General features: G+C 52.8%; 19 protein-coding genes and 1 tRNA gene. 9 read left to right on the top strand and 11 right to left on the bottom strand.

What is annotated here, in order from left to right; genetic code table 11:
* Nucleotides 1-76 precede the first annotated feature (76 nt).
* Both ACOSDM_RS08200 and ACOSDM_RS08195 read right to left on the bottom strand, forming a co-directional pair.
* Nucleotides 77-799, bottom strand: coding sequence for a DUF502 domain-containing protein (locus ACOSDM_RS08200; protein WP_420724010.1), 723 nt, complete (start codon nt 797-799; stop codon nt 77-79).
* Nucleotides 800-982: 183 nt separating this feature from the next.
* Nucleotides 983-2,725 (bottom strand): sensor histidine kinase, encoded by a 1,743-nt coding sequence (locus ACOSDM_RS08195; protein ID WP_420724009.1) that lies wholly within the window; start codon nt 2,723-2,725, stop codon nt 983-985.
* A 119-nt stretch (nt 2,726-2,844) separates the two neighbouring features.
* Between ACOSDM_RS08195 and ACOSDM_RS08190 the strand changes: the two genes are divergently transcribed.
* The 3 genes from ACOSDM_RS08190 (at nt 2,845) to ACOSDM_RS08180 (ending at nt 4,657) form a co-directional block, all read left to right on the top strand.
* Complete coding sequence (locus tag ACOSDM_RS08190) at nt 2,845-3,543, top strand: Crp/Fnr family transcriptional regulator (RefSeq protein WP_420724008.1); 699 nt, start codon at nt 2,845-2,847, stop codon at nt 3,541-3,543.
* Nucleotides 3,544-3,900: 357 nt separating this feature from the next.
* Nucleotides 3,901-3,976 (top strand) — tRNA-Lys (locus ACOSDM_RS08185).
* 222 nt (nt 3,977-4,198) lie between these two features.
* Nucleotides 4,199-4,657 carry a hypothetical protein gene (locus tag ACOSDM_RS08180; protein WP_420724007.1) on the top strand — a complete coding sequence of 153 codons (459 nt, stop codon included), beginning with the start codon at nt 4,199-4,201 and terminating at the stop codon, nt 4,655-4,657.
* Nucleotides 4,658-4,676: 19 nt separating this feature from the next.
* Here ACOSDM_RS08180 and ACOSDM_RS08175 read toward each other — a convergent pair whose 3' ends face one another.
* From ACOSDM_RS08175 to gyrA, 3 genes are all read right to left on the bottom strand, one after another.
* Entirely contained in the window at nt 4,677-5,555 is an 879-nt protein-coding gene (locus ACOSDM_RS08175) for a hypothetical protein (protein WP_420724006.1), read from the bottom strand.
* Nucleotides 5,556-5,744: 189 nt separating this feature from the next.
* On the bottom strand, nt 5,745-6,251 hold the full coding sequence (gene coaD, locus ACOSDM_RS08170) for a pantetheine-phosphate adenylyltransferase (RefSeq protein WP_420724005.1): 507 nt from the start codon (nt 6,249-6,251) through the stop codon (nt 5,745-5,747).
* Nucleotides 6,252-6,308: 57 nt separating this feature from the next.
* Nucleotides 6,309-9,131: a DNA gyrase subunit A gene (gene gyrA, locus ACOSDM_RS08165; RefSeq protein ID WP_420724004.1), complete on the bottom strand. Its 2,823-nt coding sequence runs from the start codon at nt 9,129-9,131 to the stop codon at nt 6,309-6,311.
* 217 nt (nt 9,132-9,348) lie between these two features.
* Here gyrA and ACOSDM_RS08160 point away from each other — a divergent pair, with 217 nt between their 5' ends.
* Together ACOSDM_RS08160 and ACOSDM_RS08155 are read left to right on the top strand one after the other, a co-directional pair.
* On the top strand, nt 9,349-10,065 hold the full coding sequence (locus ACOSDM_RS08160) for a glutamine amidotransferase-related protein (protein ID WP_420724113.1): 717 nt from the start codon (nt 9,349-9,351) through the stop codon (nt 10,063-10,065).
* An 86-nt stretch (nt 10,066-10,151) separates the two neighbouring features.
* Nucleotides 10,152-10,550 (top strand): hypothetical protein, encoded by a 399-nt coding sequence (locus tag ACOSDM_RS08155; protein ID WP_420724003.1) that lies wholly within the window; start codon nt 10,152-10,154, stop codon nt 10,548-10,550.
* Nucleotides 10,551-10,567: 17 nt separating this feature from the next.
* Here the strand turns inward: ACOSDM_RS08155 and ssb are convergent, their stop codons facing one another.
* The 3 genes from ssb to ACOSDM_RS08140 form a co-directional block, all read right to left on the bottom strand.
* Nucleotides 10,568-11,089 (bottom strand): single-stranded DNA-binding protein, encoded by a 522-nt coding sequence (gene ssb / locus ACOSDM_RS08150; RefSeq protein WP_420724002.1) that lies wholly within the window; start codon nt 11,087-11,089, stop codon nt 10,568-10,570.
* A gap of 122 nt (nt 11,090-11,211) precedes the next feature.
* Nucleotides 11,212-11,724 carry an Hpt domain-containing protein gene (locus ACOSDM_RS08145; protein WP_420724001.1) on the bottom strand — a complete coding sequence of 171 codons (513 nt, stop codon included), beginning with the start codon at nt 11,722-11,724 and terminating at the stop codon, nt 11,212-11,214.
* Nucleotides 11,725-11,756: 32 nt separating this feature from the next.
* The gene (locus tag ACOSDM_RS08140) at nt 11,757-12,269 is read right to left on the bottom strand and encodes a response regulator (protein ID WP_420724000.1); all 513 of its coding nucleotides are present in this window, start codon (nt 12,267-12,269) and stop codon (nt 11,757-11,759) included.
* 280 nt (nt 12,270-12,549) lie between these two features.
* On the opposite strand from ACOSDM_RS08140, the gene ACOSDM_RS08135 reads away from it, so the two are divergent.
* Both ACOSDM_RS08135 and ACOSDM_RS08130 read left to right on the top strand, forming a co-directional pair.
* Nucleotides 12,550-12,999 carry a cyclic nucleotide-binding domain-containing protein gene (locus tag ACOSDM_RS08135; protein ID WP_420723999.1) on the top strand — a complete coding sequence of 150 codons (450 nt, stop codon included), beginning with the start codon at nt 12,550-12,552 and terminating at the stop codon, nt 12,997-12,999.
* Between the two features lie 3 nt (nt 13,000-13,002).
* A complete protein-coding gene (locus tag ACOSDM_RS08130) occupies nt 13,003-13,434 on the top strand; it encodes a cyclic nucleotide-binding domain-containing protein (protein ID WP_420723998.1) in 432 nt (143 codons plus the stop codon).
* Between the two features lie 5 nt (nt 13,435-13,439).
* On the opposite strand, the gene ACOSDM_RS08125 is transcribed toward ACOSDM_RS08130, so the two are convergent.
* Nucleotides 13,440-14,282, bottom strand: coding sequence for a SapC family protein (locus ACOSDM_RS08125; protein ID WP_420723997.1), 843 nt, complete (start codon nt 14,280-14,282; stop codon nt 13,440-13,442).
* Between the two features lie 100 nt (nt 14,283-14,382).
* On the opposite strand from ACOSDM_RS08125, the gene ACOSDM_RS08120 reads away from it, so the two are divergent.
* A complete protein-coding gene (locus ACOSDM_RS08120; RefSeq protein ID WP_420723996.1) occupies nt 14,383-14,988 on the top strand; it encodes a HupE/UreJ family protein in 606 nt (201 codons plus the stop codon).
* On the top strand, nt 14,985-15,587 hold the full coding sequence (locus ACOSDM_RS08115) for a HupE/UreJ family protein (RefSeq protein ID WP_420723995.1): 603 nt from the start codon (nt 14,985-14,987) through the stop codon (nt 15,585-15,587). The genes ACOSDM_RS08120 and ACOSDM_RS08115 overlap by 4 nt, the downstream gene beginning before the upstream one ends.
* A gap of 37 nt (nt 15,588-15,624) precedes the next feature.
* Here the strand turns inward: ACOSDM_RS08115 and ACOSDM_RS08110 are convergent, their stop codons facing one another.
* Together ACOSDM_RS08110 and ACOSDM_RS08105 are read right to left on the bottom strand one after the other, a co-directional pair.
* Nucleotides 15,625-16,323 carry an ABC transporter ATP-binding protein gene (locus ACOSDM_RS08110; protein WP_420723994.1) on the bottom strand — a complete coding sequence of 233 codons (699 nt, stop codon included), beginning with the start codon at nt 16,321-16,323 and terminating at the stop codon, nt 15,625-15,627.
* A complete protein-coding gene (locus tag ACOSDM_RS08105; RefSeq protein ID WP_420723993.1) occupies nt 16,316-17,560 on the bottom strand; it encodes a lipoprotein-releasing ABC transporter permease subunit in 1,245 nt (414 codons plus the stop codon). The genes ACOSDM_RS08110 and ACOSDM_RS08105 overlap by 8 nt, the downstream gene beginning before the upstream one ends.
* Nucleotides 17,561-17,584: the final 24 nt, after the last annotated feature.

Below are 17,584 nucleotides of genomic sequence, written 5' to 3'. Positions count from 1 at the left end.
GAGCCTGTCAAACCAGCATAGTGAAAAGAACAGCACTTTAGCCTGCGCGGATTATAGGACCTTTGCCTCGCTTAAGCTATTTAAGGTCAATTCCGGCCAGATCATCCCCAGGATGAACAATACCTGCAGAAATCACCAGTTTGACGGCATCTTCTACCGGCATATTGAGTATTTTAATGTCTTCCTTGGGCACGAAAAGCAAAAACCCGGAGGTTGGATTCGGCGTCGTGGGCAGGAAGACATTGACTGTATCACGTTGTAACAACTCGTGTAATTCACCTTGAGTCTCGGCTGTGACAAAAGCAATCGCCCACAAACCCGGTCGTGGATATTCTACCAGAACCGCCTGCCGGAAAGCATTGGATTGGTTCTGTAAAACGGTTTGAAAGATCTGCTTGGTCAGCTTGTACAGGCTGCGGATGATCGGCATCCGGTCCAACAGCTTTTCGCCAAATCGGACGATCCAGCGACCGACCAGCCCTGCCGTAAACGCCCCGATGAGGGTGATCGCCAAAATCAGGACAAGAACCCCCAATCCGGGCAGCCCGAAATCCACGCCCAAATACTGCTGGAAATATGTATCTGGATTATAGCGCTGGGGGATCAACGGCACGATCTGATCATCGATATAGCCGATAATCCATACCGCCAAGGCAATGGTGATGGCGATGGGCGCCGTGACCAATACGCCCGCAAAGAAATACGCACGTAGCCGGGCGAATATGCCCAGCTTGGACGTCTGTTCCGATGGTGCGGGCGTCTTTTCCGGTTCTGGCATGTTAGAGCCTTCGGACTCCATAAATTATTTCCTTACAGATAACTTTAAGAGAGCGATGCTGCACCGCAAAATATACGTATCTCACTATACGCAATAGACATCAGGATTCAATGATCAGAATTTGATACGAGGTGCATAGCTTCACACGGGGGCCTGTTTATACGGGGGCCTGTTTATACGGGGCTTGTTTACACGGGGGCTTGTTTACACGGGCGCTTGCCCAAAAATGTCGTCTGCCTTGGCGACGCGGTCTGGACCGAATTTCACAATGACCGTTGTTCCCTTCCCCGGTTTTGATTGAATGTTCAGGCTTGCATCATGAAGTCTGGCCAGATTTTCAACCAGGGGCAGACCAAGGCCCGTGCCGGCGAAATCCCCTCTTGGTTTTGACTCCAACTGTTGAAATTTCGTCAGAGCTAACGGGATTTCCTCCGGTTTCATGCCAATACCGGTATCAATTACCTGCAATTCCATTCCCCCATCCGGGCAGGGCTGTGCACGAACAGTGATGGACCCGCCACGGGGGGTAAATTTGATCGCATTAGAGAGCAGATTCAGCAGGATCTGTTTCGCCCGACGCTCATCACACAGCAGCAACAGCGTGGGATCCTCAACAGATGCGGTCAATTCCAGGCCGGAATTGCGGGCGCGCTCATGAACCAATCGAACCGCTGCATCGATCAACACTTCCGGTGAGATATAGGCATCGTCCAGCGCCAGATGTCCGGCCTCTGCTTTGGATAAATCCAGAATATCGTTAATCAGGGACAGCAGATGACGGCCGCTTTGTCGGATATCCGTAGCGTAGTCACGATAGCGCTGCCAGCTTTCCGGACCTAATACCTGAGATTCGAGTAATTCAGCGAACCCGATCACAGAATTGAGAGGGGTGCGCAATTCATGGCTCATATTCGCCAAAAATTCTGATTTCGCACGGTTTGCAACCTCCGCCTGATCGCGCGCCCGCGCCAGTTCTTCGGTTCGGCGGCGCACGGCATTGGAAATACGATGATTAACCTGCAGCAGCACAGCCAGAAGCAGGCCGAACATGGTAAATAGCCCCACGCCACCATAGCGCACCAACGTACCGGTCGAACGGTCCCTTCCGCCTTCATAGTTGCTGAGCACATCCCAACTATAGCGCCATTCTGTATCACCTAAGGATATCGGGAAAACGAATGTTTCGACTGTATCGGGTAAAGGGTTATCACCGCCGATTACAGCATGTTGTTCGCCGGCCGCGGTGATTTCACTCAACCTCAGGACCAGTCCATCCGGGGCGATCGTCGCCATATAGGACTTAAAGAAGCCAACAAGATCAAAGATCGCTATCAAGACCCCCTGATCCCGCTGCGACTGGACGCGGACACCCAATGACGTAAAGCGTTTTGTGCCATCAGGGGAAAAGGTTCCGCCGACCAGGACTTCTGGCACGTTCCCCAGCGATTCGGATAGATAGGTATCCATCGTCAATTTTTTGAAAGTGTCACTGGCGATGAACTGTGCGTAATCCATTTCTGCTTGTGAGGTTGGCAGAAAATAGGCGGAAACAGACTCAATACGAGGGGTGGATGAGTTGGGATCATCAGCACTTTTTGCAAAAACCATAAATTCAAACGTGATCGTGTCAGGTTGAACGACCGCGCCGTCCCTCAACGGATTTATCGGATTCATCGAGTCAGAATTCAACCGGGCCGCGATAGCCACCAGAGTTCTCCGTGCCTGACTTACAGCCAATGACCCGAATTCCGTCAATCTGCGGGTATCGTCCTGTGCCCGCGCTTTCCAGGCCGCCCCTTCCCATTCATCCACTTGATCGGCAGCATAAAAGCTGAATGCAATGCCGCCAAAGATGATGCTCACGGCTAATACCACGACCCAGAGGGTCGATGATTTCGTCTTTGAGCCCGGTGCCGATTGCTCCATTCCCTGTGCCACGTCTTTCATTTTAGAAATAATTTCTATAGCAAACTAGCTGCTAAAGAGTAGATTGGCGACAATCCTATCGCCTTGCTGACAGGGTTGGGGTAATATTTTAATGAATATGGATTGTTTCGGGGGGCCAGATGCTTGCAGAGACAGCGAGAAGTCTCGCATCAATATTTCTTTTCAAAGATTTACCGGCAGATGCCCTGAAACGCATTGAAGCGCGCTGCCGCTGGCGTGACTTTAAACCCCAGGAACAAATGATTGATTTCCAGGATGACACACAGGATGTGTTTTTCATTACCAGTGGCGTTGCCCGTGTTGTGAATTATTCCGTCTCTGGACGCGAAATCGCCTTTGACGATTTAAAACCGGGATCGATCTTTGGCGAACTTGCCGCTATTGATGGCGAACCGCGCTCTGCGACCGTCGTTGCGATTACCGATACAACGGTCGCTATGATGCATCCTCAGATTTTTCGCTCTGTGATGGAAGAACACCCTACCGTTGCACTATGTTTGATGCGGCGGCTGACCCAAATGGTTCGGGTATCTGTTGAGCGCATCATGGATCTCAGCACGTTAGGCGCCAACAACCGGATCTATGCCGAACTGCTGCGATTGGCCAAACCTACCTTACAGCCGGATGGCACCGGGCGAATCGAACCCATCCCCATTCATTCGGAAATGGCCAGCCGGGTATCCACCACCCGTGAAACCGTGGCCCGCGTGCTCAGCGACCTGTCCCGCAAAGGGCTGGTAAAACGTACAGGTTCCGTCCTGATTCTGACCGATACCAACCGCCTGCGCGATATGGTCGAGCAATTCCGCGGCGATTGACACCCTGCTTCCAGGCCAATCCCGGCCCCTGCCCTGAAATCACCCAGAACCTGCCCGATTTTGTGACCCGTATCACTGCATGCTGTGCTGTGTTGACGTAACTTTACGCAGAACGCGGTGGAGGAATGGAGCATGGTAACGCTGAAAACCTTGATTTTAGGGGTGCCAATCAGCCTTTTGGCACTGCTCTTGTCCGAGATGGTATATGGTCGCATCCTCTTTTTTGGATAAAATGCATTTTTGCTGTCTTTTCAGGGCTGCAAATGATTGACCATTCCGAAACACTTGCCTATGTTCCGCCCCGGTTCGAGGGAACACCCCGTTGGTTTGCAAAAACACAGGGTCCCGTCCCTCTCCGGGCACTTAGCTCAGTTGGTAGAGCACACGATTTTTAATCGTTAGGTCATAGGTTCGAATCCTATAGTGCCCACCATTTTTTCCTAATTTTTTAATCAGTTGCACTGTCCATAAACGGCCAGTTGTGCCTGTTTGTGGCGGCGCGCGAGATTTTGGACTTTTTTGGGCTTGCTTTTAGACGTGGCTGGGGCAGTTTACGGTGTTCAAACTAAAAAACTTTGAACTTTCCGGATATAAAAATGCGATGGTACGGGGACAACGTTCAAGTTGTGCCACTAATCAATCCACTGAGGTAAATATGCGTTACATATTGCTTACAGTGTTCCAAGTCTGGGGATTGGCCTTTGTCGCCTTTATGATGGCTGGAACCGCGGTCGCGGCCAGTGAGGTCCCTATAGCCACTGGTCGCAATTATAGCTTGCAAGACGTAGAAGTAATCCGCCGTGCCGAGACGGTGATCTTTGACGCTTGCCCAGGCTTGGCGGAATTGCCTAGCAACGAAGAAGTAATCCTGTCCCTAACCCGGCTTGGCGAGGGGACTTGGGGGGATAACACTCTCAAATCAAAGGGCTGGGTTGCCTATGTCTCTCTGTCGTTTTGGATCGGGACACAAGCCCAATATGTCGCTCTAGGAGAAGGTGACGCAATAGTAATTGAAGCCAAAGGCGCAGCCGCCCAAAGTGCCTGTGGCCTGCCCGTCTCGCAGAAAGCGGAACGGTCTGAGCCACTAGACCTTGGGTTTCAGCTGGCTAATTAGTAATTAACTTATCTCACTTTTAAATATCCCAAGTCGGTTCTGATATACTTGATGAGAGAAACTTTTTCTGAGTTTCCTCCACCGACTTTTGGCGATCACTCCAGTGCTTATCTTCAAGTGCACAGTCACGAAAGTACTTAATTAATTGCCCTTGAATTATGGGGAGCCCAAGGTTTCCACGCATAAATTCCAGGAGGATTTCACCGTTAACGACCTTATGTTGTTTCATCTTGTAAGCGTCTATGATTTTTTCAGTAACGAGAAAAGCATCATCAATGAAAAAGTGTTGCACGGTGCTATCTTTGTCGTCCCAAGGTATGTATTTGCTTGAATGGCTAACCGCCAAAGGTCGGTCGCAGTATCTAACTTCCCTTACATCCTTCATGGCATGACTAAACTCGTTGCGTGTTTCAATAATATTATCAAGCACATCAATGGCTATTTCACTCAAGAGACCAGACTTTCGCAGCTCGAGACTTAATTTTCCTAGAGTTAGCTTATGAAAATCCTTGCCCATCACTGCAGAAACCTCATGCAATTTAAGTAGTTTAAATATTGAAAGTTCTAGCATGCAGAAAAAACTTCGTAGCCCGCTATCGCTAATCGCAAATCGATCTGGCATTAATTCGTTAACGTAGGGAAGCCGTTCGCCATCATATTTATTATATTTTATGAAGGAACTGCATTGAAATCCCCATGGGGTTATTAGTAGCCGATCACCATCCCCCACAAAGAGCACATACTCCGATGGGTCCATAGCACGGAAAAGAGTACCTAATACTAAATATTCATCCTGCACGATTTGATCAGCAATAATATGACGAAGCTCAACTTTTTCTTCATCGCATAAACCTGACACTTCAATAATGATCGACCATAGACTTGTATAACGTGCCATAGGCCTTTTCCCAACTTCCTCAAGTCTCTAACGTCAAAGTGAACCGATCTACCAAGGCAACTTAAAACATATCGCTTGCTCGGGTTGATGGTAACAATTCCTTGGAGATAGCAGTTTAGCCTTAAAAATTGCCGTTTTGTTCTTTTTGTTGGTCGTTAAACGATTAAATCAGTAGATTTCCTATTCAAATCACCCAAACTTCACTTTCAGCCGGTCCAGGACGCGGGGGCTGACGAAGTCTTCGACATCGCCGCCCAGTTCGTGGATCTCTTTGACAAAGCGACTGGAGATGAATTGATGGCGTTCTGAGGCCATCAGGAAGACGGTTTCGACATGCCGGTTCAGGCGGGCATTCATACCGGTCATCTGGAATTCATATTCGAAATCAGAAACCGCGCGCAGTCCCCGCACGATCAGCTCTGCCCCGACATTGACCGCATGATGCATCAGCAGGCCCTCAAATGGGGCAACTTCGATGCGGGTTTGCAGGTCTTCCGGCAGGCTTTGAACCTCTTCACGCACCATCTGGGTCCGCTCTTCCAGGCTGAACAACGGCCCCTTCCCCGCATTGATCGCAACAGAGACGATCAGCTTATCGACCATATGTGTGGCCGCACGGCGGATAATATCCAAATGCCCATTGGTTATGGGGTCAAAAGTACCCGGATAAATCCCAATGCGTTCAACAGTGCCCATAATGCCGGACCCTCCCCGGAAGTCGTTAAGCCAAATCAGTCTTCTCGTTGCGGCGTCTTATAGACTGCTTTCATCCGGATCGGAAGAGGCTGCTTCATCGCCCTCTTCGATTGGGCTATCGCCATCCGCCTCTGGCATGTCTTGCTGAACTGGCGGGGCTGCCCCTTCTTCCCCATCCAAAGGCGGCTCGTCGCCCCCTTCTTCATCGCGCAGGCGGGCAACGGACACGACCTTTTGCGTATCACCGACATCAAACACGATGACACCCTTGCCGCCCCGTCGGCGTGCGGAAATGCCGTTGCCATGGATGCGGATGATTTGTCCCGCGTCGCTGACCATCATCAATTCGTCCAGTGATGTGTCAAACAGGAAGCAGGCCGCCACATTCGCGCCCCGCAGGTCCATATTGTTGATCCCCTGGCCGCCACGATTGGTGACGCGATAGTCATAGGTTGAGGCTAGTTGGCCCATGCCCTGATCCGATACGGTCAGAACAAATTCTTCCCGTTCCGCCATATCGGCGAAATGCGGTTGTTGTAACATCGCAGCGCGTTCTTCATCCCGCTTACGGTCTTCTTCCTGAGAATATTCACCATATTGCAGGCGTTTGGCCGCCGCCTGGGCACGCAGATAATCATCGCGTTGCTCTGGCGTATCATCGCTGTGGCGCAGAATGGACATCCCGATCACCGAATCACCCTCGGCCAATCGAATGCCGCGCACCCCGGTGGAAGATCGACCGGCAAAGACCCGCACAGCCTCAACCTGGCACCGCAGGCTCTTGCCCAGCTTCGTGGACAGCATGATGTCCTGATCGTCAGAACAGACGCTGACGGAAATCAGACGGTCCCCCTCGTCCAGTTTCATCGCAATCTTGCCGTTGGCCTTCACATTGGTGAAGTCTGACAACTTGTTGCGGCGAATATTGCCGGAAACAGTGGCAAAGACGGCATCCAGATTGGCCCAGCTTTCCTCTTCCTCCGGCAAGGGCATCACGGTCGTGATCCATTCGTCCTTTTCCAGGGGCAGCACATTGACCAGCGCCTTGCCCCTGGACTGTGGCGACCCGGCCGGCAGGCGATAGACCTTCATCTTATAAACCATGCCGCGTGACGAGAAGAACAGGACCGGCGTATGGGTCGAGGTTACAAAGACGCTGGAAACAACATCCTCGTCCTTCATCACCATACCGGTGCGTCCCTTACCGCCGCGCCGTTGCGCACGATAGGTCGTCAAAGGCGTGCGCTTGATATAGCCGCCATGGGTGACGGTCATCACCATGTCTTCGCGCTGGATCAGGTCTTCGATATCATGTTCGAATTCATTTTCCAGGATGATCGTGCGGCGCGGATCGGCAAACCGGTCGCGAATATCGATCAATTCATCCGACAGGACCTGCATACGGCGGGGACGCGACGCCAGAATTTCCAGATAGTCGGTGATACGCAGTTGAATTTCCTGCGCTTCCTGCTCCAGCTTCTCCCGCTCCATACCGGTCAGGCGTTGCAGGCGCAGGTCCAGGATTGCGCGTGCCTGACGTTCACTCAGCCAAGCGCTTTCGCCCTCAATCTTGCCGTCTGGATCATCGATCAATTTCAGATAGGGCAGAATCTCCCCGGCGGGCCAGGGTTGCGCCATCAGATTCTCACGGGCCGTCTGAGGGTCCGGTGCACGACGGATCAGTTCGATCACTTCATCAATGCTCATGATCGCGATCATCAGACCGGCCAGAATATGCGCCCGGTCCCGCGCCTTGCTCAGCTCATAGGCCGTGCGGCGCTTGATCACATCTTCACGGAAATAGATGAAGGCCCCGATAATGTCCTTCAGATTCAGAGTTTTTGGCTGACCGTCATGGATCGCCAGCATGTTCATGCCGAAACTGGTCTGCAAGGGCGTATGCTTGAACAATTGCGCCTTGACGACTTCCGGCTCAACGCCGCGCTTCAATTCGATTACAACGCGCACACCGTCGCGATCCGATTCGTCGCGCAGGTCACTGATACCCTCAACCATCTTCTCACGTACAACTTCAGCAATGCGCTCTATCATACGAGATTTATTGACTTGATAGGGTATCTCGGTAACGACAAGTGCCTCTTTATCCTTCGAAACAGTCTCGGTCGTAACCTTGGATCGAATCACAACAGACCCGCGTCCGGTATTATAAGCTGCGCGAATCCCAGACCGCCCCAAAATCTCTCCCCCTGTTGGGAAGTCGGGACCAGGGATAATCTCATTCAATTCGTCAATGGTGATGTCTGGATTATCGACATAGGCGACACAGGCATTCAGCACTTCCCCCAGGTTATGGGGGGGGATGTTTGTCGCCATCCCAACCGCGATCCCGCCCCCACCATTGACAAGAATGGCCGGAAAACGAGCAGGAAGAACGCGGGGTTCAGACTCTGATTCGTCATAGTTGGGCTGGAAGTCGACGGTATCCTTGTCGATATCGTCCAGCATGACCTCTGCGGCCTTGGACAGGCGGGCCTCCGTATATCGCATGGCCGCCGCAGCATCGCCATCCATGGAGCCAAAATTGCCCTGGCCGTCAATCAGGGGCACGCGCAGAGAGAAGCTTTGCGCCATGCGCACCATGGCGTCATAGATCGCGCTGTCGCCATGGGGGTGATATTTACCCATGACATCCCCGACGATACGCGCCGATTTACGATACGCTTTTGTCGAATCGTAACCATTTTCCTTCATGGTGTACAAAATGCGGCGATGCACCGGTTTCAGCCCGTCGCGGACATCCGGCAGCGCGCGGCTGACGATCACGCTCATCGCGTAATCCAGGTAGCTGCGGCGCATCTCGTCCTCAATCAGGACCGATGAAATATCGAAATTCGAAGGGGCGTTGCTCTCGTCAGACAAGGGTCAAATCGTCGCTTTTTACTGAAGGGATAAAAGGGCACGGAAACAGTCACAAGGGTGTTTCAATGACCAGACCGCGAGAGTCGCGATCTGTCATATATTTAGCATATTGGTGACCGGGTGAACAACCAAATAAGGGAAAATGGCATGATTTAGACCCCTTAGCGGATGATGTCTTTTGTTTCCTTATTTCCCATAAGCAGATTACAGTGTGGATATGCAATCATCCAGCAAACCAACCATTGTTTTGATCACGCACGAGCGCCCCAATTCGCCCGATACGGCGTCTGATCATCTGGGGGCCCTTGGCTATCACCTGGAATGGGTTTGTCCGGCGAAAGGGGATTCCCTGCCCGCTATAGAGAAGCATCACGTTGGCGCCATCGTCTATGGGGGCCAGTATGCCGCAACCGAAACGCGGCGTTATCCCTTTATGGCGCAAGAGGTTGACTGGGTTTCCCAATATCTGGCGACTGGACGCCCGTTTCTGGGCATATGTTCCGGTGCGCAAGTCATGGCGGTTGCTTTGGGGGCGGAATTGCATCCCAGCCCCGATGGTCTTTCTGAAATCGGCTACTACACCCTCGACCCGACCCCAGATGGCCTGTCGGTGTTTCCAAACCGCATGATGGTCGCCCATTGGCACTTTCTGGGATTCACCCTGCCCGATTCCGCCACGCTGTTGGCAACATCGGGATATTTTCCCAACCAGGCCATTCGATATTCAGAAAATGCTTTTGGCTTCCAATTCCATCCGGAACTCAGCATGGAACAGCATGAGCATTGGCTGGAGCATAGTATCGACATGACGACGATTCCGGGCGCTCAGGATGTGTTTACACAACGCCAATTGGCCGATGTCTATCACACACCCATGAAGGAGTGGTTCATCGGCTTCCTGGAAAAATGGATCAAAGGGGCGGTCCCCTTTTAGCCCACTGCCATTTTATGCTTTTGACCGCCTTGCCTTGTGTTTGTTATGGACCAGATTTAAGTGAAACCCGTCAGGAGGAGGATTTGATGTCATTCTTTGATGCCGCCATGCTGCAACCAATGTGGGTTAAAATCTGGCTGCTGTGGCTGATGCTTGTGCTGGTCCTGGCCCCCCTAATCCTGCTGGTATCACGAAGCACGCGACGCGCCGGGTTATTTACGATTATCGCCCATATTCCGGTCTTTATCATTGTTCCAGAAATGTATGACCATATGGGATATGTGCGGTTGTTGGGCCTGCCCCACCTGATTTTCTGGATACCCCTGGTGATCTATCTGATCCTGCGGGTCTGTCGCGGAACGCCAATCGAAACACCGTATCGACAGGTTCTGTATATCCTGATCGGAACCTTGCTGATCTGTCTTGCCTTCGACGCACAGGATGTCGTGCGGTATCTGTTGGGAGAGACCGATCCGCTGACCTGATAGGGCGTATTTGTAGCCTAGAACGGGATTTCGTCGTCCAGATCGGCGCTATAGTCGCGTCCGCTTCCACCACTGCCGCCCCCACTGGGGCCACCGCGATCATCGTAACCGCCATCATATCCGCCACCGGAACCACCGCGCGAACCGCCCCCGCTGCTGCCGCCGCCATAACCGCCGCCGCTGCCACCACTGCCATCGCGGCTGTCCAGCATGGTCATGTTACCGTTGAAACCGCGCACCACGACTTCTGTCGTATAGTTGGTTTTGCCGTCTTTTTCCCATTTGCGGGTCTGCAAATGGCCTTCGATCAGAACCTTTGAGCCTTTTTTCAAATAGCGCTCTGCAATCTCAGCGACCTTGCCGAAAATCACGACGCGATGCCATTCAGTCCGCTCCTGCCGCTGTCCAGACTGATCCTTCCAGTTTTCGGACGTTGCGATGGATAGGTTGGCGACCTTATCGCCATTCTGCATAGAGCGCACATCGGGGTCCTGGCCCAGATTTCCGACTAAAATGACTTTGTTTAAGCTGCCGGACATAAAAGCCCCCTTCAAATGTATCTATAACTGGAAATGGTGAGCCCTTGGCTCTGGTGTGACTGCCATCAGTCTATGACAGTGCGTCACGGCTTTAAAGCACAACGGCGCATATGGATCGAAATTTATGACAATTCGCGATCAACAACTTCAGCCAGGGCATAAACGACGGCCTGTGAAATTTCGTCGCCGCTGCCTTTGATGGACTGATTATACACCACCAGCAAGGCCTTCAGATGCTGATCGACCAGGGCCGGCTTTACCGCTTTTCCCTTTGGGCGTTCGCGCACATAGCGACAGAAATGTCGGCCAATTTCGGTAATCAGCGGGAAGCCAAAGGTGGCACCCTGCCCGCGCATGTTGTGGACCAATCGAAATAATTGATCCAGCGTCGCGTCCGAATTGTCTTCTCGATACTTCGCGGCCAACCGCTTCATCTGCTCAATATCTTCAGCCAGCTTGTCGACGTAATCACTCGTCATTTGTTTGACGACGGTTTCTGCGGCCTCAAATGCCTTTTCCGGTTCAATGCCACCAGTCCGCGGCACTTTTTTCGCCAGGTCATTCGGGCGCTCTACGACCTCATGCCACGATTTGGAGGCATTTGCCGGTATCTCTGGAAGTTTTTCCCTACCCATTGACCAAACTCTCCTCAAACCCGTAACGGCGGTTAAATCTCAAGCGCATCGTCCTGGGCGGCGCGACGGTCCGCCCCTTCAAAACTGGGCAAATTCAAACGCCGACGACAGGGACCAAAGAAAGACGTGGTTCTGACAAAGGGGCGCGGATTCTCAATGATATTCACGATCCGTGCATGAAGCGATCGGGCCGCCAGCGGTTTGGCCAGAAATTCCGTTATCCCAATATCGCGGGCATTCATCACCTTTGCCTTCTCGGTATACCCCGTCAGCATCACTACTGGAATGTATCGCCCGGGGCTTTCCGGATCCAGGCGAATTCGACGAACAAAGGTTGCGCCGTCTTCTGGTTCCATTTCCCAATCTGTTATGACCAGATCGAAATCCTCTGTCTGCAACAGATCCCACGCGCTGATGCCATCGATAGCGACGCGCACATATCCAATGCCCAGCGCGTCCAGCATCCGCTCTAAGATGCCACGCATGAACTTGCAGTCATCAACGACAAGCACGCGCAGATTTCTGAAATCATAGTTTTTAGACATTTTCTAAGACCGATTGATTTCCACGCCCCGATACTTCCATCCAAGTGGAATATTTTTTTAACCGTAATCAATGCCCCCTTTCCGCCTACAGGAAGGAGGTGACTTTAACAACCCTCACATTCATATTCACACATATCGATTCGCTGCGCAGTATCATAGAATATCAGCAAAACCGTCAATCAGTGTTACGCATTGGCCGTGAATTCGATTATAGTTAACAAAAGCATGCGAAGGTAATATTCGCGATATTTTTCCGTAATAAGCCACTGGGGGATATTTATTGTCCGACTCTTCACGCGTCCTGAACAGACGAACCTTTTATAAAGGCGATGTCATTTTTAATGAGGGCGATTACGGCAACCAGGCCTATGTCCTGCAAAGCGGTCGTGTGCGCATCACGAAATCCCTGCCAGGGGGGGCGCGCGGCACATTAGGCTTTGTCGAAGCCAGTGGCATTTTTGGTGAAATGGCACTGATCGATCAATCCAAACGCATGGCGTCTGCAATTGCTGAAGAGTCATGTGTCTGCATCGTCATCACTGAGGATTTGTTGAAAAAGAAGCTGGGCAATGCCGATCCTGGATTAAAAATGCTGATTCTGATGTTAATCCGTTTACTGCGCCAGGCGGCCAGCAAAACACCGCTGCCCGCGGACGATATCGCCGCCATGGCGCGTGCCGCAAACTCTGCAGAACATGCGGCCGCATTGCGGGCCGAAAAAGGGAACTGATCCATGAGTGGGAACCTGGTTCTGCGCCAAGAATTTGCTGCTGGCGATATGCTGTATCACGAAGGCGATGACGCCACGGCCATGTATATGATCCAGGCCGGATCCATCGAGATATTGAAACGCGGCAGCGACGGCTTTGTCGATATCACGGAAAAGCGCGGACCAGGTCAGGTCCTGGGGGAACTTGCCCTGCTGACCAGTCGCCCCAGAACCGAAGGTGCGCGCGCCGAAACCGCCAGCACCGTGATTACCATTCAGCGCACAAGACTGAACGAAAAATTAAAAGAAACCGATCCTTTTGTGAAAGCGCTGTTTCAAATCCTGGCACAGAACCTCTTATCGGTCATGGATCAGAAGAACAAATTCGAACAAATGGCCTCTTTGGAAGATTTGACCCAGGATGAAGAAGTCCCATCGGAAACGAACGAAAAATAAGTGCTTCAGGGGGCTTTTTGAGTAACACGCGCGTTAGAGCGATGATGTAAACGGCCCATATTTCCCAATGACAGAAAATGCGCCAGCGCCAGGGCGCTCCATCCCGTTCGGAACCATTTCAGCGCCGTTGTATCATCCAGCTTGCGCAGGCGTTCCTCATCAATGACACGAAAGCCGGAAAATATGATTCTCTGGCCGCTTGCCAATGTGATCTCCATCCGGCGTTCTACCAACAGATCATTGGCCATACAGGCATTCACAAACTGACGGGTGCGCGCCTGTTCCTTGGAATAAGACGCCGCAAAGGTCGCCATTTTGGCCAGCATTGCTGTTGGCTTGCCATTGGCAAAAATCGGAGTGCCTTCGGTTTTCGACACCAGCGGAGATTCGACATCCAGGCACAGACCGACGCCATCTTTCCCATGCTTTGTATCCTGCATCAGAACAAAAGGCGCGCGCCGCAGAATCGCAGGAACATAACAGCCTTCTTTCCAGCGCCCATTTGCCTCGACAAATAGATTTTCATCGGATCGCAAACCCAGAAGGGCGACCGGATGAATATCTTTCTCACCGGCAAAAATAATCGGATAATGCCGTGCAGTTGGCATGAACTCCACAGCGCTGAGCGGGATGGTATGCAGCTTGCTGGCAAAGCTGAAATCCCGACCATCCTTAACTTTAAAATCGGCGTGTCGTTTCAGGTCCAGCGGTTCCGCACGGCGCAGCAATTGCCGCAACGTTTCCCCCACCTGATCCGATAGTCCGGTTGCAGCAGGGCTTGCCACCGGTTTTACAGGTGGCTTCTTTGATGCAGATTTCTTTCGGCTTGCCACCGGGGTCTTGCCCATCTTTACACCTTCCAATCCTTGGGCCGAAGCGATACTTTATCGGCTGTTTAACATCAATCAAGCAAACCAAAAAAATGCCATTGCCTGAAAGGATAGTTTTATGACATCCCGTGTCCTCTGGATTGCCCCCCTTGCCGCTTGTATTCTTGCCGCGACAGCAATGATTTCCAGCGCCGCCTTTGCCCATGAAGGGGCCGGGATGGCGGGTGGTTTCGTCAGCGGCCTAACGCATCCGTTGTTTGGTCTGGATCATGTGGTTGCGATGGTCGCCGTTGGATTATGGGGGGCCTTTCTGGGGCGTCCGGCCCTATATCTTTTGCCGATAATTTTTCCAGTTGTGATGGCATTTGGCGGCGCGCTGGGTGTATTGGGCTTTCCCCTGCCCGGCGTTGAAATCGGCATTGCGGGATCTGCCATCGTGCTGGGTCTGTTGGTCGCTCTGGCCGCGCGGCCCCCAATCTGGATTGCGTCCTGTCTGGTCGGCGCATTCGCCATATTCCATGGCTATGCCCATGGTGCGGAACTGCCCCATGCCGCGAATGCGATCACCTATTCCATCGGATTTGTCCTCTCAACGGGCATGCTGCACCTGGTCGGTATTGCCTTTGGCATGCTGGTTAAAATGCCATCGGGCCGCATCGCAGTGCGCGGTCTCGGCGTTGCGATCTCTTTGGTCGGCGTCGCCTTTATGACCGGCATCGCGTGACGGGTCAGCATCTCTTTCTCCCCCTGCTTATCCTGGTGGGGGGCGGATTGGGCCTTGCGACACCCGCAGATGCCCATACCAGCATCTCCGGCGTTGGCCTTTTCCCAAACGGTTTGCTGCATCCTGTCGCCGTTCCCCAACACCTGTTGCTGTTGATTGGGATCGGTTTATGGATGGGCCGTCGTCAGGATCGCCAAATTCCGCCTTTGCTGGCCGCATTGAATGCAGGACTGGTCGTCGGATATGCAGCAACGATCTGGATAGACCCGACCCAGATCACCAGCCTGACACTGGCCGCTATGACCCTGATCGCTGGTACCCTGCTGGCTGTAAACAGACCCGTGCCCAGCTTATTGAATGTCAGTGTTTTTGCGCTGGCCGGATTGTGCGTTGGCCTGGATTCAAAGCCGGAAGCCCTAAAGGCAAACGAAACCCTGTTGCTGGGCTTTGGCATATGGATCGGGGTGAACATCATCGCCTTGAATATTATGGCACTCAGCGCGAAGCTTCGGCACCCCATCGCGGTGATTGGCATTCGAATCGCAGGCAGTTGGCTGATTGCCATGTCCCTGATCCTGCTGGCCTTCGAGCTTCGGTGATGGAAATCTTGAAAGGCATCCGATCCCCTGAACGCCTTCAGGACTCGGCAGAAAAACCCTGAATTTTGCCAGCCGCCAATGTCACCACGCGGTCCATACGCTGTGCCAGGGCGATGTTATGGGTCGCGATCAGGGCGCTCATCCCGCGCTCCCGCACCAGCTTTACCAACAGATCAAACACGATCTCAGACGTTTTGGGGTCCAGATTGCCGGTCGGTTCATCTGCCAACAGGATAGCCGGTGAATTCGCCAGGGCCCGCGCAACGGCAACCCGCTGTTGCTCGCCACCCGACAACTTGGCGGGCCGATGGGTGGCGCGAGACGTCAAACCAACGCTTTCCAACAAGTCTGCTGCATGATCACGGGCAGCCCGTCTTGTTTCCCCCGCCACCATTTGCGGCAAGATCACATTCTCCAGGGCGGAGAATTCCGGCAGCAGATGATGAAACTGATACACAAAACCAATGGTCTTGCGCCGAATCGCCGTGCGTTCCAGGTCCCCCAGCGTGCCACAGGCCCGTCCATTAATCAGGACATCGCCTTTGTCAGGCAATTCCAACAGACCCGCCATATGCAACAGGGTGGATTTCCCGGTCCCACTGGGCGCAACCAACCCAACCAACTCCCCCTTGCTGACATGCAAAGACGCACCATCCAGCACGGTCAGGGGTCCGGCAGCTGTCTTATAGGTCCGTTCAACCGCGTCCATGCGCAATACGGTCGTATCGTCACTCATAGCGCAGCACCTCTACAGGATCCAATCGCGCCGCGCGCCAGGCCGGATAAATTGAGGCCAGAAGGCTGATTACCAGGGCAAATGTCACGGTGACGATCACCTCTGTCGGATCTATTTTTGCCGGCAATTGAGACAGGAAATAAATTTCTGCATCGAATAACTTGGCGCCCGACAGGCTTTGAATCGCCTGTCGAATGCTCTCGATATTCAGCGCGAAGGAAATACCCAGCGTGGCCCCCAGAACAGTACCAATGACGCCAACCGAACTGCCGGTCATGAAGAATATCCGCAGGATAGATCCCCGCGTCGCCCCCATGGTGCGCAATACGGCAATGCCCCGGGATTTATCCTGAACCAGCATGATCTGGGACGATATGACATTGAAGGCCGCCACCACAACGATCAGTGACAGAATCAGCGCCATAACATTACGTTCCACCTGTAGCGCATTGAAAAAGCTGGAATTAACACGCTGCCAATCTGTGGCCGTATATCCAGGGGGAAGACTGCCCCGCAGGTCAAAGGCCGTTGCCTTTGCCGCATCAGGGTCTTTCAACATAACCTCAATTGATCCAACAGCATCGCCTGTTCGAAAGAATGCCTGGGCGGTCGTTAACGGCATATAGACATAGGTATTGTCATATTCATACATGCCGACTTCAAAAATGCCGACGATTGGAAAGGCCTTCATGCGGGGCACGGTGCCGAATGCTGTTACCGTTCCATTGGGAGAAATCAGCGTCAGCGAGTCCCCCAGGGTCAGCCCCAGGCGACTGGCCATCCGAACCCCGATCAGGATTCCATCCTGTTGTGTGAAGTTATCCATGCTGCCGGCGATCAGGGAATCCCGCAGAATTGGGCGCGCTTCAAAATCTGCTGCCCGCACGCCCCGAACCAAAGCCCCTGCTGCGCCATTCTTGGCGCTTGCCATGACCTGACCTTCAATCATCGGGGTTGCGGCCAGCACGTCCGGGCGGGCCAGCAATTGGTCGGTGATCTCCTGATAGGCCTCAATCCGTCTTTCAACGGACCCGATGGTAACATGCCCATTCAGCCCGATAATGCGCCCCAGCAATTCAGCCCGGAACCCATTCATCACCGACATGACGATGATCAGGGTCGCCACGCCCAGCATGATTCCCAATAAAGAGAACCAGGCAACGACAGAGATAAATCCCTCCTGCCGTTTGGCCCGCAAATAGCGAAAGGCAACCAACCGCTCAACAGCTGTAAACATCGTCAAAGCGCCCTTTCACAGCGG

It is taken from the genome of Hwanghaeella sp. LZ110 (assembly GCF_048892525.1).
In the GTDB taxonomy this organism is placed as follows: Bacteria; Pseudomonadota; Alphaproteobacteria; order UBA8366; family Aestuariispiraceae; genus Pacificispira.
The sequence above is the reverse complement of the archived record's forward strand: the minus strand, read 5'-3'. Positions and strand labels throughout refer to the sequence as shown.

Coding starts and splice junctions, on each gene's coding strand:
- ACOSDM_RS08200 (WP_420724010.1), bottom strand. CDS start 799: ATGGAGTCCGAAGGCTCTAACATGCCAGAACCGGAAAAGACGCCCGCA.
- ACOSDM_RS08195 (WP_420724009.1), bottom strand. CDS start 2,725: ATGAAAGACGTGGCACAGGGAATGGAGCAATCGGCACCGGGCTCAAAG.
- ACOSDM_RS08190 (WP_420724008.1), top strand. CDS start 2,845: ATGCTTGCAGAGACAGCGAGAAGTCTCGCATCAATATTTCTTTTCAAA.
- ACOSDM_RS08180 (WP_420724007.1), top strand. CDS start 4,199: ATGCGTTACATATTGCTTACAGTGTTCCAAGTCTGGGGATTGGCCTTT.
- ACOSDM_RS08175 (WP_420724006.1), bottom strand. CDS start 5,555: ATGGCACGTTATACAAGTCTATGGTCGATCATTATTGAAGTGTCAGGT.
- coaD (WP_420724005.1), bottom strand. CDS start 6,251: ATGGGCACTGTTGAACGCATTGGGATTTATCCGGGTACTTTTGACCCC.
- ACOSDM_RS08160 (WP_420724113.1), top strand. CDS start 9,349: ATGCAATCATCCAGCAAACCAACCATTGTTTTGATCACGCACGAGCGC.
- ACOSDM_RS08155 (WP_420724003.1), top strand. CDS start 10,152: ATGTCATTCTTTGATGCCGCCATGCTGCAACCAATGTGGGTTAAAATC.
- ssb (WP_420724002.1), bottom strand. CDS start 11,089: ATGTCCGGCAGCTTAAACAAAGTCATTTTAGTCGGAAATCTGGGCCAG.
- ACOSDM_RS08145 (WP_420724001.1), bottom strand. CDS start 11,724: ATGGGTAGGGAAAAACTTCCAGAGATACCGGCAAATGCCTCCAAATCG.
- ACOSDM_RS08140 (WP_420724000.1), bottom strand. CDS start 12,269: ATGTCTAAAAACTATGATTTCAGAAATCTGCGCGTGCTTGTCGTTGAT.
- ACOSDM_RS08130 (WP_420723998.1), top strand. CDS start 13,003: ATGAGTGGGAACCTGGTTCTGCGCCAAGAATTTGCTGCTGGCGATATG.
- ACOSDM_RS08125 (WP_420723997.1), bottom strand. CDS start 14,282: ATGGGCAAGACCCCGGTGGCAAGCCGAAAGAAATCTGCATCAAAGAAG.
- ACOSDM_RS08120 (WP_420723996.1), top strand. CDS start 14,383: ATGACATCCCGTGTCCTCTGGATTGCCCCCCTTGCCGCTTGTATTCTT.
- ACOSDM_RS08110 (WP_420723994.1), bottom strand. CDS start 16,323: ATGAGTGACGATACGACCGTATTGCGCATGGACGCGGTTGAACGGACC.
- ACOSDM_RS08105 (WP_420723993.1), bottom strand. CDS start 17,560: ATGTTTACAGCTGTTGAGCGGTTGGTTGCCTTTCGCTATTTGCGGGCC.